At 40.4% G+C, this 16,573-nt stretch carries 14 protein-coding genes and 4 tRNA genes; 17 read left to right on the top strand and 1 reads right to left on the bottom strand.

Annotated elements, in window-relative coordinates; genetic code table 11:
- Positions 1-50 precede the first annotated feature (50 nt).
- The 14 genes from FMM05_RS07295 (at position 51) to FMM05_RS07230 (ending at position 13,324) form a co-directional block, all read left to right on the top strand.
- Positions 51-124: transfer RNA gene (locus FMM05_RS07295), tRNA-Thr, on the top strand.
- Positions 125-165: 41 nt separating this feature from the next.
- Positions 166-246: transfer RNA gene (locus tag FMM05_RS07290), tRNA-Tyr, on the top strand.
- Between the two features lie 33 nt (positions 247-279).
- Positions 280-351 (top strand) — tRNA-Thr (locus FMM05_RS07285).
- A gap of 55 nt (positions 352-406) precedes the next feature.
- A complete protein-coding gene (gene tuf, locus FMM05_RS07280) occupies positions 407-1,591 on the top strand; it encodes an elongation factor Tu (protein WP_143372689.1) in 1,185 nt (394 codons plus the stop codon).
- A 60-nt stretch (positions 1,592-1,651) separates the two neighbouring features.
- Positions 1,652-1,722, top strand: a tRNA-Trp gene (locus tag FMM05_RS07275).
- A gap of 16 nt (positions 1,723-1,738) precedes the next feature.
- Entirely contained in the window at positions 1,739-1,936 is a 198-nt protein-coding gene (gene secE, locus FMM05_RS07270; RefSeq protein ID WP_143372688.1) for a preprotein translocase subunit SecE, read from the top strand.
- A gap of 10 nt (positions 1,937-1,946) precedes the next feature.
- Positions 1,947-2,498, top strand: a complete 552-nt coding sequence (gene nusG / locus FMM05_RS07265) for a transcription termination/antitermination protein NusG (RefSeq protein WP_143372687.1) — start codon at positions 1,947-1,949, stop codon at positions 2,496-2,498.
- A gap of 68 nt (positions 2,499-2,566) precedes the next feature.
- The gene (gene rplK / locus FMM05_RS07260; RefSeq protein ID WP_026990348.1) at positions 2,567-3,004 is read left to right on the top strand and encodes a 50S ribosomal protein L11; all 438 of its coding nucleotides are present in this window, start codon (positions 2,567-2,569) and stop codon (positions 3,002-3,004) included.
- Between the two features lie 18 nt (positions 3,005-3,022).
- Positions 3,023-3,712 (top strand): 50S ribosomal protein L1, encoded by a 690-nt coding sequence (rplA, locus tag FMM05_RS07255; RefSeq protein ID WP_143372686.1) that lies wholly within the window; start codon positions 3,023-3,025, stop codon positions 3,710-3,712.
- Positions 3,713-3,735: 23 nt separating this feature from the next.
- Positions 3,736-4,251: a 50S ribosomal protein L10 gene (rplJ, locus tag FMM05_RS07250; RefSeq protein ID WP_143372685.1), complete on the top strand. Its 516-nt coding sequence runs from the start codon at positions 3,736-3,738 to the stop codon at positions 4,249-4,251.
- Positions 4,252-4,319: 68 nt separating this feature from the next.
- On the top strand, positions 4,320-4,694 hold the full coding sequence (gene rplL / locus FMM05_RS07245; protein ID WP_143372684.1) for a 50S ribosomal protein L7/L12: 375 nt from the start codon (positions 4,320-4,322) through the stop codon (positions 4,692-4,694).
- Positions 4,695-4,830: 136 nt separating this feature from the next.
- Complete coding sequence (rpoB, locus tag FMM05_RS07240; RefSeq protein ID WP_143372683.1) at positions 4,831-8,643, top strand: DNA-directed RNA polymerase subunit beta; 3,813 nt, start codon at positions 4,831-4,833, stop codon at positions 8,641-8,643.
- A 68-nt stretch (positions 8,644-8,711) separates the two neighbouring features.
- The gene (gene rpoC, locus FMM05_RS07235; RefSeq protein WP_143372682.1) at positions 8,712-13,010 is read left to right on the top strand and encodes a DNA-directed RNA polymerase subunit beta'; all 4,299 of its coding nucleotides are present in this window, start codon (positions 8,712-8,714) and stop codon (positions 13,008-13,010) included.
- Between the two features lie 2 nt (positions 13,011-13,012).
- Entirely contained in the window at positions 13,013-13,324 is a 312-nt protein-coding gene (locus FMM05_RS07230; protein ID WP_026990342.1) for a DUF3467 domain-containing protein, read from the top strand.
- Positions 13,325-13,423: 99 nt separating this feature from the next.
- On the opposite strand, the gene lpxK is transcribed toward FMM05_RS07230, so the two are convergent.
- Positions 13,424-14,431, bottom strand: a complete 1,008-nt coding sequence (gene lpxK, locus FMM05_RS07225; protein WP_143372681.1) for a tetraacyldisaccharide 4'-kinase — start codon at positions 14,429-14,431, stop codon at positions 13,424-13,426.
- 145 nt (positions 14,432-14,576) lie between these two features.
- Between lpxK and FMM05_RS07220 the strand changes: the two genes are divergently transcribed.
- The 3 genes from FMM05_RS07220 to FMM05_RS07210 all read left to right on the top strand — a co-directional run bounded on the left by FMM05_RS07220 (position 14,577) and on the right by FMM05_RS07210 (position 16,572).
- Positions 14,577-14,798, top strand: coding sequence for a hypothetical protein (locus tag FMM05_RS07220; RefSeq protein WP_143372680.1), 222 nt, complete (start codon positions 14,577-14,579; stop codon positions 14,796-14,798).
- A gap of 147 nt (positions 14,799-14,945) precedes the next feature.
- Positions 14,946-15,398, top strand: a complete 453-nt coding sequence (locus tag FMM05_RS07215) for a hypothetical protein (RefSeq protein ID WP_143372679.1) — start codon at positions 14,946-14,948, stop codon at positions 15,396-15,398.
- A 79-nt stretch (positions 15,399-15,477) separates the two neighbouring features.
- Positions 15,478-16,572, top strand: a complete 1,095-nt coding sequence (locus FMM05_RS07210; protein WP_143372678.1) for a Nif3-like dinuclear metal center hexameric protein — start codon at positions 15,478-15,480, stop codon at positions 16,570-16,572.
- Position 16,573: the final 1 nt, after the last annotated feature.

The following is a 16,573-nucleotide window of genomic DNA, read 5'->3' as shown; positions in this document are numbered from 1 at the left end:
TTATATACATTTGCAGTCCGTTAGAAATAGCGGACTTTTTTATTGAAGATGCCGGTGTAGCTCAGCTGGCTAGAGCAGCTGATTTGTAATCAGCAGGTCGTGGGTTCGAGTCCCTCTATCGGCTCAAAATTGTTTTTTGATAAGCATCTGAAAAAGTAAAGGTTAGGGGAGATACTCAAGCGGCCAACGAGGACGGACTGTAAATCCGTTGGGAAACCTTCGAAGGTTCGAATCCTTCTCTCCCCACAAAACAGCAGGCTAATTGAGTTTGTGGAACCAGCCGGTGTAGCTCAGGGGTAGAGTGCTTCCTTGGTAAGGAAGAGGTCACGGGTTCAATTCCCGTCATTGGCTCAAAGTTTAGAAGAATTTGAACACTAATTATAAACTAAGATTAAATTATTAAATCATGGCAAAGGAAACTTTTGATAGGTCGAAGCCACACCTTAACATAGGTACAATTGGGCACGTTGACCACGGTAAAACAACATTAACTGCAGCGATAACTAAAGTATTATCTGATGCAGGTTATTCTGAAGCTAAATCATTTGACCAAATTGATAACGCTCCTGAAGAAAAAGAAAGGGGTATTACTATTAATACTTCTCACGTAGAGTATGCTACTGCTAACCGTCACTACGCTCACGTTGACTGTCCAGGTCACGCGGATTACGTTAAGAACATGGTTACTGGTGCTGCTCAGATGGACGGTGCTATCCTTGTAGTTGCTGCAACAGATGGTCCTATGCCACAAACTCGTGAGCACATCCTTCTAGGTCGCCAGGTTGGTGTTCCAAGAATGGTTGTTTTCATGAATAAAGTAGATATGGTTGATGATGCTGAGCTTTTAGAGCTGGTTGAAATGGAAATCCGTGACCTACTATCTTTCTATCAGTATGATGGAGATAACGGACCAGTTATTCAAGGTTCTGCTCTTGGTGCACTTAACGGTGAGCCTCAGTGGGTTGATACAGTTTTAGCTCTTATGGCTGCTGTTGATAGCTGGATCGAGATGCCGGTACGTGACGTTGAGAAACCATTCCTTATGCCTGTTGAAGACGTATTCACTATCACTGGTCGTGGTACTGTTGCTACAGGTCGTATCGAAACTGGTATTGCTAACACAGGTGACGCAGTTGAAATCATTGGTATGGGTGCTGAAAAACTTACATCTACTATTACAGGTGTTGAAATGTTCCGTAAAATCCTTGACCGTGGTGAAGCTGGAGATAACGTAGGTCTATTACTTCGTGGTATCGATAAAGCTGATATCAAAAGGGGTATGGTAATCGTTAAACCGGGATCTGTTAAACCACACGCTCACTTCAATGCAGAGGTTTATATCCTTAAAAAAGAAGAAGGTGGACGTCACACTCCATTCCACAATAACTACCGTCCTCAGTTTTACGTTCGTACAACGGATGTAACTGGTACTATCACTCTTCCAGCAGGTGTAGAGATGGTTATGCCGGGCGATAACCTTACTATTGAGGTAACGCTACTTAGTCCAATCGCTCTAAGCGTAGGTCTACGTTTCGCTATCCGTGAAGGTGGTCGTACAGTAGGTGCAGGTCAGGTTACTGAGATCCTATAGTATTTAAATTATATAGAGCCAGCACGGTGCTTTAGTGTACCGGCTGGCTTTTATTAACAAACGGGTGTAGTTCAAGGGTAGAATAGCGGTCTCCAAAACCGTTGATGGGGGTTCGAATCCCTCCACCCGTGCAAAAAAGCAAAGACAATGGCAAAGATTACCAACTATATATCAGATGCGTTTACAGAGCTGAAAGACAATGTAACATGGCCGGAGTGGGCAGAAGTGCAACGCTTAACCATAATTGTAGCTGTTTTTTCGGTAATATTTGCGTTGATAACCTTTGGTGTAGACAAGGGCTTTGAAGTTCTTGTTGCAAAAGTGTACAGTTTCTTAAAAAATTAATTTTATTGCAATGACTGATAACAGTGTCAAAAAGTGGTATGTGGTTAGAGCGGTAAGCGGTCAGGAAAATAAAGTTAAAAACTACATCGAAACAGAAATAAGCAGGCTGGGTATGAGTGATTATATCTCTCAGGTACTGGTGCCAACTGAAAAAGTTGTACAGGTGCGTGATGGTAAAAAAATCAGTAAAGACAGGGTTTACTTTCCGGGCTATGTAATGGTAGAAGCTAACCTAACCGGCGAAATACCTCACATAATTAAATCTATAACAGGTGTTATTGGTTTTCTTGGTGAAACTAAAGGTGGAGACGCCGTGCCTTTAAGGCTTTCTGAAGTGAACAGGATGCTGGGCAAAGTAGATGAGCTTTCGGTAAAAACTGATAACGTTTCTATACCATTTACAATTGGCGAAACGATAAAAGTTACAGACGGGCCTTTTAACGGCTTTAACGGTACTGTAGAGAAAGTAAATGAAGAAAAGCGTAAGCTTGAAGTTATGGTGAAGATCTTTGGAAGAAAGACCCCGCTGGAATTAAGCTTTATGCAGGTAGAAAAAGTATAATTTTGTTACACTTATTATAAAACCACATCATTCGCTTCCAATGAAGATGTGCTAAATCTTTTAAAGAAATGGCTAAAGAAATTAGTAAAGTAGTTAAACTACAAGTTAAGGGAGGTGCTGCGAATCCGTCGCCACCGGTTGGACCTGCTTTGGGGGCTGCTGGTGTTAATATCATGGAATTCTGTAAGCAATTTAATGCAAGAACCCAGGATAAACCCGGTAAAGTATTACCAGTACAAATTACTGTGTATAAAGACAAATCTTTCGAGTTTGTTGTTAAAACGCCACCGGCTGCTATTCAGTTATTGGATGCTGCCAAACTAAAGTCGGGTTCAGGAGAACCAAATCGTAAGAAAGTAGCTAGCGTTACCTGGGATCAGATCAGGGCTATTGCTGAAGACAAAATCGTTGACCTTAATGCTTTCACTATAGAGAAAGCAATGAGCATGATTGCAGGAACAGCAAGGTCTATGGGTATAACCGTATCAGGAGCTGCTCCTTTTTAATCGTAAAAAGACAAAGAAATGGCAAAATTGACAAAAAAACAAAAAGAGGCTGCTTCTAAAATTGAGAAGAACAAACTGTACTCTTTGAAAGATGCATCTGCATTGATCAAAACAGTTGCATCTGCAAAATTTGACGAATCGGTTGATATCTCAGTGCGTCTGGGTGTAGATCCAAGAAAAGCAAACCAAATGGTAAGGGGTGTAGTAACACTTCCTCACGGTACAGGTAAAGATGTAAGGGTTCTTGCCCTTGTAACTCCTGATAAAGAAGCTGAAGCTACAGCTGCCGGTGCAGACTTTGTAGGTTTAGATGACTACCTTCAAAAAATTAAAGACGGTTGGACAGATGTTGATGTTATCATCACAATGCCTGCAGTTATGGGTAAATTAGGACCTTTAGGTAGGATATTAGGTCCTCGTGGTTTAATGCCAAACCCTAAAACAGGTACAGTTACTATGGATGTGGCTAAAGCTGTTACTGAGGTTAAAGCTGGTAAAATTGACTTTAAAGTTGATAAAACCGGTATCGTTCATGCAGGTATTGGAAGGATCTCTTTTGAGGCTGACAAGATAACTGAGAATGCTCACGAAATTATTCAGACATTAATCAAATTAAAACCAACTGCAGCTAAAGGTACATATATTAAGAGTATTCATATCTCTAGTACTATGAGCCCTGCTATTGCCCTAGATCCTAAGGCGGTATAATTGGTAGTTAAAAAGTTTTTATTATGACCAAAGAAGAAAAATCAAAAGTTATTGAAGATTTAACTGCGCAATTAACCGGTTCTAATGTTGTCTATGTGGCAGATATTAGCGGTCTTAACGCAACAGTTACTTCAGACTTAAGAAGGGCTTGCTTTAAAGCAGGTATAAAACTTGAAGTGGTTAAGAACACATTGCTTGAAAAAGCTATGGAAAGTTCTGACAATAACTATGGTGATTTACCTACCATACTTAAAGGAAACACTTCTATAATGATATCAGAGAACGGTAACGCTCCTGCTAAGATCATCAAAGAATTCCGTAAAAAATCTGATAAGCCTGTATTAAAAGGTGCTTACATTTTTGAAGCAGTATTTATTGGCGACAACCAGCTTGATGCTCTTGTATCTCTTAAATCTAAGGATGAAGTTATTGGCGAAATCATTGGCCTACTTCAGTCTCCTGCTAAAAATGTTGTTTCTGCCCTTAAATCGGGTGGTGGCAAAATTGCAGGTATCCTTAAAACATTATCTGAGAAATAATCCAGGTAATACGCGACGAACGCACTTAATGAATTATATATTACAAACTATTTAAAACGATAGAAAAAATGGCAGATTTGAAACAATTCGCAGAACAATTAGTTAACCTTACAGTTAAAGAAGTTAACGAACTTGCTACAATACTTAAAGATGAGTACGGAATCGAGCCTGCTGCTGCTGCAGTAGTTGCTGGTCCTGCTGCTGGTGGTGATGCACCGGTTGCTGAAGAGCAAACAGAATTTACAGTAGTACTTAAAGATGCTGGTGCTTCTAAACTTGCTGTTGTTAAAGCAGTAAAAGAACTTACAGGCTTAGGTCTTAAAGAAGCTAAAGATCTTGTAGACGGTGCTCCTGCAAACGTAAAAGAAGGTATCTCTAAAGATGAGGCTGAAGGTCTTAAAAAATCATTAGAAGAAGCCGGAGCTGTTGTTGAGCTTAAATAAGCTAACATAGGTTTTAAAACCCAGGTTTAGGCCTTGAGAAGAACTCTCAAAGGCCTAAACCATTTTTCGTATAATAACATTTTATACGTTTTATACGTTTCTATATTACTTTTTTTAATCAAAATTTTGTCCATTGATGATAACAAATCAGACTGAAAGATTAAATTTTGCCTCAACAAAAAACATCCCAAGCTATCCGGATTTTCTGGATATACAGGTAAAGTCCTTCAGGGATTTTTTCCAGCTTGAAACCAAATCGGATGAAAGAGGCAACGAAGGTCTTTATAACACCTTCATGGAAAACTTTCCGATTACTGATACCAGAAATCAGTTTGTATTGGAGTTCCTTGATTACTTTGTTGATCCGCCACGTTATACAATTGAAGAGTGTATAGACAGGGGCCTTACGTACAGCGTGCCGCTTAAAGCGCGTTTAAAGCTGTACTGTACTGATCCTGAACATGAAGATTTTGAGACAATTGTACAGGATGTTTACCTGGGTACTATCCCATACATGACACCAAGTGGTACTTTTGTTATCAACGGTGCAGAGCGTGTAGTTGTATCACAGCTTCACAGGTCTCCCGGTGTATTCTTTGGCCAGTCGTTCCACGCAAACGGAACTAAACTATACTCTGCAAGGGTAATTCCTTTTAAAGGTTCGTGGATTGAGTTTGCTACAGACATTAACAGTGTTATGTATGCTTATATTGACAGGAAGAAAAAACTACCTGTTACAACGCTTTTCCGTGCCATTGGTTTTGAAAGAGATAAAGATATCCTTGAGATTTTTGACCTTGCCGAAGAAATTAAAGTTTCTAAAACAGGACTTAAAAAATATATTGGCAGAAGGCTTGCTGCACGTGTGCTAAACACATGGCATGAGGATTTTGTGGATGAAGATACTGGCGAGGTTGTATCTATTGAGCGTAACGAGATTATATTAGACAGGGATACCATTATTGATAAAGATAATGTTGAAGAGATCATTGATTCTAACGTAAAAACGATACTGCTTCATAAAGAGGATAACAACCAGGCAGATTATGGTATTATCCACAATACGCTGCAAAAAGACCCTACTAACTCAGAAAAAGAGGCTGTAGAGCACATTTACCGTCAGCTGCGTAATGCAGAACCACCTGATGAGGAAACAGCTCGTGGCATTATAGATAAATTGTTCTTTTCAGACCAGCGTTACAACTTAGGTGATGTAGGCCGTTACAGGATGAACAAAAAACTTGGTCTTGATATCCCGATGGAAAAGCAGGTGCTTACCAAAGAAGATATTATTACCATTGTAAAATACCTTATAGAGCTTATAAACTCTAAAGCAGAGATTGATGATATCGACCACCTTTCTAACCGTCGTGTTAGAACGGTAGGAGAGCAGTTATCAGCTCAGTTTGGTGTAGGTCTTGCCCGTATGGCCAGGACTATCAGGGAGCGTATGAATGTTAGGGATAATGAGGTGTTTACACCGATTGACCTTATCAACGCTAAGACATTGTCTTCGGTAATCAACTCGTTCTTTGGTACCAACCAGCTTTCTCAGTTTATGGACCAGACTAACCCTCTTGCAGAGATTACGCACAAGCGTAGGCTATCGGCACTTGGACCAGGTGGTTTATCGCGTGAAAGAGCAGGTTTTGAGGTTCGAGATGTTCACTATACGCACTACGGTCGTTTGTGTCCTATCGAAACTCCGGAGGGTCCAAACATTGGTCTAATCTCGTCTCTTGGCGTTTATGCTAAAGTAAACGGAATGGGCTTTATAGAAACTCCTTACCGTAAGGTTACTGAAGGTAGGGTAGATTTAGAGTCGGAACCAATTTATTTAAGCGCCGAAGAAGAAGAAGGCAAAATGATTGCCCAGGCAAACATTCAGATGGATGCCGATGGTAACATTACTGCAGATAAGGTTATTGCGCGTGAGGAAGGCGACTTCCCGGTTGTAGATCCTTCTGTAGTACATTATACAGACGTTGCACCTAACCAGATCGCATCGATATCGGCTTCGCTTATCCCGTTCCTGGAACATGATGATGCTAACCGTGCGTTGATGGGATCTAACATGATGCGCCAGGCGGTTCCTCTTTTACGTCCGGAAGCCCCAATTGTGGGTACAGGATTGGAGCGCCAGGTAGCTTCTGACTCTCGTGTACTTATTAATGCCGAAGGTAGTGGTACCGTAGAGTATGTAGATGCTAACCAGATTACTATTAAATATGACAGGACCGACCGTGAGAGGAGCATTAGCTTTGATCCGGATGAGAAAACATACCAGCTTATTAAATTTAGGAAAACTAACCAGAGTACCAGCATTAACCTTAAGCCAATTGTAAGAAGGGGCGACAGGGTTGTAAGAGGCCAGGTTCTTTGTGAAGGTTATGCTACACAAAACGGTGAGCTTGCTCTTGGCCGTAACCTTAAAGTGGCGTTCATGCCCTGGAAAGGTTATAACTTTGAGGATGCAATTGTTATCTCAGAAAAAGTGGTTCGTGATGATATCTTTACATCTATTCACGTTGATGATTACTCTCTTGAGGTAAGGGATACTAAGTTAGGTAACGAAGAGTTAACTAACGATATTCCTAACGTATCTGAAGAGGCTACTAAAGATCTTGATGAGAATGGTATGATAAGGATTGGTGCCGAGGTTAAACCTGGCGACATCCTTATTGGTAAGATTACTCCTAAAGGAGAATCTGACCCTACACCGGAAGAAAAACTGCTTCGCGCCATCTTTGGTGATAAAGCAGGCGATGTCAAGGATGCTTCGTTAAAAGCGTCTCCATCACTTCATGGCGTGGTTCTTGATAAGAAACTGTTTGCACGTGCCGTTAAGGACAAACGTAAACGTACTAAAGATAAAGACGATTTAGGCAAACTTGAAGGTGATTTTGAAGTTAAGTTCGTAGAGCTTAAAGACAAGTTAATTGACAAGTTGTTTAATATTGTTAACGGAAAAACTTCTCAGGGTGTTATGAATGATCTTGGTGAGGAAGTATTACCAAAAGGTAAGAAATACACCCAGAAAATGCTTTATGCCGTTGAAGATTTTGCTCACTTAACTAAAGGCCAGTGGACTACGGACGATGATACCAATGCAATGGTTAACGACCTTATCCACAACTATAAGATTAAGCTGAACGACCTTCAGGGTGCTCTAAGAAGAGAGAAGTTTACCATTACGGTTGGAGACGAACTTCCGTCAGGAATCTTAAAACTTGCTAAAGTTTACATTGCTAAAAAACGTAAGCTTAAAGTAGGTGATAAAATGGCAGGACGCCACGGTAACAAAGGTATTGTTGCTAAAATTGTTCGCCATGAAGATATGCCGTTCCTTGAGGATGGTACTCCTGTAGATATCGTACTTAACCCGCTTGGTGTACCATCCCGTATGAACATCGGGCAGATTTACGAAACGGTTCTTGGATGGGCTGGTATGAATTTAGGACGCAAGTTTGCTACCCCTATTTTTGACGGTGCATCTCTTGACCAGATTAATGAGTTAACTGATGAGGCAGGAATCCCAAGGTTTGGCCATACGTATTTATACGATGGTGGTACCGGAGAGCGTTTCCACCAGCCGGCAACTGTAGGTGTTATCTACATGCTTAAACTGGGCCACATGGTAGACGATAAGATGCACGCACGTTCAATCGGTCCATACTCGCTTATCACGCAACAGCCTCTTGGAGGTAAAGCTCAGTTTGGTGGCCAGCGTTTTGGAGAGATGGAGGTTTGGGCACTTGAGGCCTACGGTGCATCGAGTACACTAAGGGAGATACTGACTGTTAAATCGGATGACGTAATTGGTAGGGCTAAAACTTACGAAGCTATCGTTAAGGGTGAAACCATGCCGGAACCAGGATTGCCAGAATCGTTCAATGTATTAATGCATGAACTTAAAGGCCTTGGTCTTGACATCAGATTAGAAGAATAAATTACCACGGGAACGGCTTAGCGGCCGTTCCCTTCTATACTTTTTAATAAATTGGTAGATTACATATCATGACAAGATTAAAAGATAAAAATACCGTAAAAAGATTTAACAAGATATCAATAGGCCTGGCTTCGCCGGAATCTATTCTTGCTGAATCAAGGGGTGAGGTTTTAAAACCGGAAACCATTAACTATCGTACCCACAAACCGGAAAGGGACGGCCTTTTCTGCGAGCGTATTTTTGGCCCTGTAAAGGATTTTGAATGTGCCTGCGGTAAATACAAAAGGATTCGATATAAAGGGATTGTTTGTGACCGATGCGGTGTTGAAGTTACTGAGAAGAAAGTTCGACGTGACAGGGTAGGCCACATCAATCTTGTAGTGCCTATTGCCCACATTTGGTATTTTCGTTCGCTGCCTAACAAAATTGGTTATATACTTGGCCTTCCGTCTAAAAAATTAGACATGATCATATACTATGAAAGGTATGTGGTTATACAAGCCGGTATTGCTAAAGGACCGGATGGCGAAAGCCTTAAAAGGTTAGACTTTTTAACCGAAGAAGAATATCTTAATATATTAGATACACTTCCTGCAGAAAACCAATATCTTGACGATAATGACCCTAACAAGTTTATCGCTAAAATGGGTGCAGAGTGTATTATGGACCTGCTTGCAAGGATAGACTTAGACGAATTGTCTTATCAACTGCGCCACAGTGCCAATAACGAAACGTCTAAACAACGTAAAACTGAGGCTCTTAAAAGGCTACAGGTTGTAGAGTCTTTCCGTGAGTCTAACTTTAACAGGGAAAACCGCCCAGAGTGGATGATCCTTAAAGTTATCCCGGTTATCCCGCCGGAACTTAGGCCATTGGTGCCGCTTGATGGTGGACGTTTTGCAACTTCCGATCTAAACGACCTTTACAGGAGGGTTATCATCCGTAATAACCGTTTAAAAAGGTTAATGGAGATTAAAGCTCCTGAAGTTATCCTTCGTAACGAAAAGCGTATGCTACAGGAATCTGTAGATTCACTTTTTGATAACACAAGGAAAGCTTCTGCTGTTAAAACAGAATCTAACAGGCCGCTTAAATCACTATCCGATTCATTAAAAGGTAAACAAGGACGATTCCGTCAAAACCTATTGGGTAAACGTGTTGACTATTCTGCGCGTTCGGTAATTGTTGTTGGGCCAGAGATGAAATTGTTTGAGTGCGGTTTGCCAAAAGATATGGCTGCCGAGCTTTACAAACCGTTTGTTATCCGTAAGCTTATAGAGCGCGGTATCGTTAAAACGGTGAAATCGGCTAAGAAAATAATAGACAAAAAAGAACCTGTAGTTTGGGATATCCTTGAAAACGTAATTAAAGGGCACCCGGTACTATTAAACAGGGCTCCAACCCTTCACAGGCTTGGTATACAGGCATTCCAGCCAAAACTTATCGAAGGAAAAGCTATCCAGCTTCACCCATTGGTATGTACGGCATTTAATGCGGATTTTGATGGTGACCAGATGGCGGTACACCTTCCGTTAGGGCCTGAGGCTATACTTGAGGCACAGTTGTTAATGCTTGCATCGCACAATATCCTTAACCCTGCTAACGGTGCGCCTATTACGGTACCTTCTCAGGACATGGTACTTGGTCTGTACTACATGACCAAAGAACGTTTGTCTACAGATACGCTTAAAATTTTAGGACAGGACCTTACTTTCTATTCTGCAGAAGAAGTTAACATAGCACTAAACGAAGGACGACTTGAGCTTAATGCCCGTGTTAAAATTCGTGCTAAAGACTTTAATGATGCAGGAGAGCTTGTTTACAAGATCATCCAGACTACGGCTGGTAGGGTATTGTTTAACGAAGTAGTTCCGGAAGCTGCGGGTTACATCAATGAGGTACTTACTAAGAAATCCCTAAGGGATATTATTGGTAAGATTTTAAGTGTTACCGATGTGCCTACAACAGCTGCATTCCTTGATAATATGAAGGATATGGGTTACAAATTCGCCTTCCGTGGTGGTTTGTCATTCAGCCTTGGGGATATCATTATCCCTGCAAGAAAGCAGGAGCTTATTGCCGATGCTAACGAGCAGGTAGATGCTATCTCTGTTAACTATAACATGGGGCTTATTACCAATAATGAGCGTTACAACCAGGTAATTGACGTTTGGACATCAACCAACGCATTGCTTACAGAGCTTGCCATGAAAAACATCCGCGAAGACCAACAGGGCTTTAACTCGGTGTACATGATGCTTGACTCCGGAGCGAGGGGTTCTAAGGAACAGATTCGTCAGCTTACAGGTATGCGTGGTTTGATGGCTAAGCCTAAAAAATCAACTGCCGGTGGTGGTGAGATTATTGAAAACCCGATCCTTTCTAACTTTAAAGAAGGCCTATCGATCCTTGAGTACTTTATCTCTACTCACGGTGCCCGTAAAGGTCTTGCGGATACGGCTCTTAAAACGGCTGATGCCGGGTACCTTACAAGGAGGCTGCACGACGTTTCTCAGGACGTTATTGTAAACTCTGTAGATTGTGGTACACTTAGGGGTATTGAGGTTAGTGCACTTAAAAAGAACGAAGAGATCGTTGAGACTCTTGGTGAAAGAATATTAGGCCGTGTGGCGTTACAGGATGTTATTAACCCGCTTAATAATGAAATTCTTGTACATGCCGGCGAGCAAATTAAAGAAGCAGAAGTTAAAGCTATAAACGCTGCACCTATAGAGAGGGTAGAAGTACGTTCTCCGCTTACATGTGAGGCAAGAAAAGGTATATGTGCCAAATGTTATGGTCGTAACCTTGCAACCGGCAAAATGACCCAAAGGGGTGAGGCTGTTGGTGTAATTGCTGCACAATCTATTGGTGAGCCTGGTACACAGCTTACACTTCGTACATTCCACGTTGGTGGTGTTGCGGGTGGTATATCTGAAGAATCAAGCATTGTTACCCGTTTTGCAGGTAGGCTTGAAATTGAAGATCTTAAAACTGTTGTAGGTGAGGATACTGAAGGTAACCAGACCGATATTGTTGTGTCTCGTTCTACAGAGCTTAAGCTTGTAGATGTTAACACAGGTATCGTATTAAATACGCACAACATCCCTTACGGTTCGAGCATTTTTGTTAAAGATGGCGACGTGGTGGAAAAAGGAGCGACCATCTGTAAATGGGACCCTTATAACGGTGTTATTATCTCTGAATTTACCGGTAAGGTAGCTTATGAGGACATCGAGCAAGGACAATCATTTATGGTTGAGATAGATGAGCAGACAGGTTTCCAGGAAAAAGTAATCTCTGAGGCAAGGAACAAGAAATTGATCCCAACCTTATTGATCTACGGAAAAGAAGGAGAACTTATCCGTTCATACAATCTACCGGTTGGTGCCCACCTTATTGTAGATAACGGCGAGAAGATTAAAGCTGGTAAGATCTTAGTTAAGATACCAAGGCGTTCATCTAAAACCGGCGATATTACCGGAGGTTTACCAAGGATTACCGAGCTTCTTGAAGCGCGTAACCCTTCTAACCCGGCTGTAGTATCAGAAATCGACGGTGTTGTATCATTCGGTAAGATTAAAAGGGGTAACCGTGAGATCGTTATCGAATCTAAATTTGGAGAGATCAAGAAATATTTGGTTAAACTTTCTAACCAGATCCTTGTTCAGGAAAATGACTACGTTAAGGCCGGTTTACCATTATCAGACGGTGCAATTACACCAGAAGATATCCTTAGGATACAAGGCCCATCTGCTGTACAGCAATACCTTGTAAACGAAATTCAGGAGGTATACCGCCTTCAGGGTGTTAAGATCAATGATAAGCACTTTGAAGTTGTTATCCGCCAGATGATGCGTAAAGTACAGGTTCAGGATCCGGGAGATACCCTTTTCCTTGAAGACCAGTTAATACATACGTCTGACTTTATCGTAGAAAACGATAAGCTATACGGAATGAAAGTTGTTGAAGATGCAGGAGATTCTGAAAACCTTAAACCGGGGCAGCTTATTACGCCACGCCAGCTAAGGGATGAGAACTCGCTGCTTAAACGTAATGATAAAAACCAGGTATCTGCAAGAGATGTTGTTCCTGCAACGGCAACTCCGGTACTACAGGGTATTACAAGGGCATCGCTTCAAACTAAATCGTTCATTTCTGCGGCATCGTTCCAGGAAACTACTAAGGTACTAAACGAAGCTGCAGTAGCCGGTAAAGTTGACGGACTTGAAGGACTTAAAGAAAATGTAATCGTGGGCCACAGGATACCTGCAGGTACAGGTATGAGGGATTACGATAACATTATTGTAGGTTCTAAAGAAGAATATAATGAGCTGTTAACTCCTAAAGAGGAATATAACTATTAATAATGAGTGACCAGAAACAACAACCGGGACAAATAAACATAGAGCTTGATGAAAAAACGGCTGAGGGTACGTACAGTAACCTTGCCATCATTAACCATTCGGCGTCTGAGTTTGTTGTTGATTTTGTAGCCATTATGCCGGGTATACCCAAGGCTAAGGTAAAATCACGCATTGTGTTAACGCCGCAGCATGCTAAGCGCCTGCTAAAAGCGTTAGGCGAGAACATCCACCGTTTTGAAGCTGCCCACGGCACGATAAGCGATACGGAGCAACCGCAAATTCCACTGAGTTTTGGTCCTGCAGGACAAGCTTAAATAAATAAGAAACCCTTTCAGTAATGAAAGGGTTTTTTTATGCTTTTAATTGATGTAATGGACGAAAATGCTTTGCTAAATCTGCACGCTGCTCGTTTATTAGCGATTTACATAGTTAAGTATAGTACTGTCAAAATCATCTCCTTTACTTATAAAATTACTCTTAATAGGAAGGTAAAATAACTTATCTAACGGTACTTTTCCTTTTAACCTCATATAATCTTTCTCAGTAGTAATTATAATTTTGTTTTTAGCCAGTTCGTTTAGTTCTAACAACTCACTATCGTTAAAATTATGATGATCGGGATAGCTTTTTATAATGTCTTTAGGGTTGCTTAAAAAGTCAAAAAAGGGCTTAGGCTTTGCAATACCGGCAACGAGTACTTTTTCCTGGTTTTTAATGGCAGATGTGTCTAAGCTTGTTAGGCCGTTATATACCGCTGCATCATACTCAATGCTTGTAAAGAACACCTTTTGCGATGGTAAAGGTTTTAGCTTATTTGTTATTTTGTGCTGTTCTTCAGTTGATAATTGAGGCGGGCATTTAGTTACCACAATTATATTGGCTCGTTTTGCGCCACTACGGCCTTCTCTAAGATTACCTGCCGGTAATATATAATCGTCGCTATAAAGATCACCATAAGCTGTGAGCAGGATATAAAAACCTGCTTTAACACGACGGTGCTGGTAAGCATCATCAAGTAGTATGATTTTCGGATTTTTTAAGGCAATAAGTTGCTCAATACCATTTTTACGGTTAACATCAACAGCTACATTTATAGTGCTGAATTTAGATGCAAATTGGTAAGGTTCATCTCCTAATATGTCTGCATTGGCGTTTTTGTCGGCTAAAACAAATCCTTTCGACTTTCTTTTATACCCACGGCTTAATGTTGCAAGGCTAAAATGACTGGAAAGGAGTCTTATAAGGTATTCAGTTTGTGGCGTTTTGCCGGTTCCACCGGTACTTAGGTTTCCAATAGCGATAATTGGCAGTGAATACGAAAATGATTTGAAATAACCGAAATTATAAAACAAATTACGGCAAGATGTTGCCATCCAGTATATTAAGGATATAGGGAGTAGTAATAATCGTAAGACTTTCATTACGCTAATTTACAACTTTTAATCAATAAGTAGATAAACTCTCCACTTTACAAAGAAAAATTTAAACTTTAACACAAAATTTTTAGGAAATCACATTAAATTTTTATTGATTTGCGCTATCACAAATTAATTAACACCTTTTAACATGAAAAAAATTATTTTAGCTGTAGCTCTATTAGCTGGTATGACATTCGTTGCTTGTTCATCTGATGATGACAAAGGAAATAACTGTGTAGATTGTACAGTTAGTGCTGGTGGTCAAAGTCAAACTTACCAAGTATGTAAAGCTGATAATGGAAATGCTACAGTACAAGGAACAGACTCTGGAATTGCATATGATGAATATGTAGATTTAATGTGTGACTAATTCCTAAAGAAACTGCCCCTAATGGGGCAGTTTTTTTATTTAACGATATCTTGATGTATAATATTTGCAAACTTTTAACGCAAACATTTGGATATGACCCGCGTTTTTTCTTTTTTTGCTGTATCGCAAAATAAATAACCCTCAATAATGAAAAAACTTATACTATCTATAGCACTATTAGCCGGAATCACGCTGGTTGCCTGTGGAGATGACGATACTGATGTTGCAACTGTTACCTATGTAGGGTGCCAGATATGTGAAATTAAAGATACACCGGAAAATGCACCACCATCTGATATTATAGATCAGGATTACGAAGTTTGTATAGATGAGGACGGAATTGCGTATGTTGATAACGCTAATACTAATGTAGCCGCAGATTATTATTTTTCGCTTTTTTGTGGTAACGAGTTTGTTGCTCCTCCAATCCCTGTCACTAATTGCGTTACGTGTGCTACGGCAGGAGCTCCTGCAGGAACCGGTGTAAAAATTTGTAAAGGTCCTAACGGAACTGCTGTAATAGAAAACGAGGATACCGAGATGCCTTATCAACAATATATTGACGCTTATGAACAAACTAAGGATTTAATTTGCCAATAGGTAATAGTTTGATAAAATACTGACTGCCCCTTTTAGGGGCAGTTTTTTTATTGTTATTTTTGAGATATAAATGCAACTTATGAAAGCTAAAGATATAATAGAGGTTTTAGAACAAATGGCACCATTAGCTTATGCCGAAGATTTTGATAATGTAGGCTTGCTTACAGGTAATGCAAATGATGATGTTACTGGTGTACTTGTTTGCCATGATGCTCTTAGGGCTGTTATTGATGAGGCAATTGCTAAAGGTTGTAATATGGTGGTTTGTTTTCATCCTATTTTATTTTCTGGACTAAAAAAAATAACGGGTAAAAATTATGTTGAGCGTGCTGTTATAAAAGCGATTAAAAATGATATTGCCATTTATGCAGTTCATACCGCGCTGGATAACCATAAGCAGGGCGTTAATAAAATATTTTGCGATGCACTGGGCCTTATCAATACCAAAGTACTGATCCCTAAACAAAACTTCATCCGTAAGCTGGTAACTTATACTACGCCCGATAATCATTTAGAGCTTCGTAACGCACTCTTTAATGCGGGGGCGGGCAGTATTGGTAATTATGATAATTGCAGCTTTAACAGCCTTGGTACTGGTACTTATAGTGGTAATGAGTTTAGCAACCCTCAAATAGGCAAGCGTGGTGAATTTGTAGAAGCTGCCGAAATTAAAATTGAGGTTACTTTTGAAAAACACCTCGAACCCAAAATATTAAAAGCCCTATTTACAAATCATATTTATGAAGAGGTAGCGTATGAAATCTATTCTTTAGAAAATAGCCATCAGCATATCGGGTTGGGTATGACGGGAGAGTTAGCTAAACCGATGCCTGAAGCTGAGTTCCTGCAATTTGTAAAACAAAAAATGGATGCACAGGGAATTAGGCATAGTGCTTTTACCGGCAACATGGTGAGTAAGGTTGCCGTATTAGGAGGGTCGGGTAGCTTTGCAATTAAAAATGCCATTGCTGCCGGTGCAGATGTTTTCTTAACAGCCGACCTTAAATACCATCAGTTTTATGAAGCTGAAAATAAATTGCTTTTAGCAGATATAGGCCATTTTGAAAGCGAACGCTATACCATGAACTATATTGCCGATTATATTTTAGAAAGGGTTGAGGGTGTAAATGTTGTATTATCTCAGGTAAACACTAATCCGGTTAATTATTTGTAAT

The sequence above is a fragment of the Flavobacterium zepuense genome (genome assembly GCF_007097145.1).
Classification (GTDB): domain Bacteria; phylum Bacteroidota; class Bacteroidia; order Flavobacteriales; family Flavobacteriaceae; genus Flavobacterium; species Flavobacterium zepuense.
The sequence above is the reverse complement of the archived record's forward strand: the minus strand, read 5'-3'. Positions and strand labels throughout refer to the sequence as shown.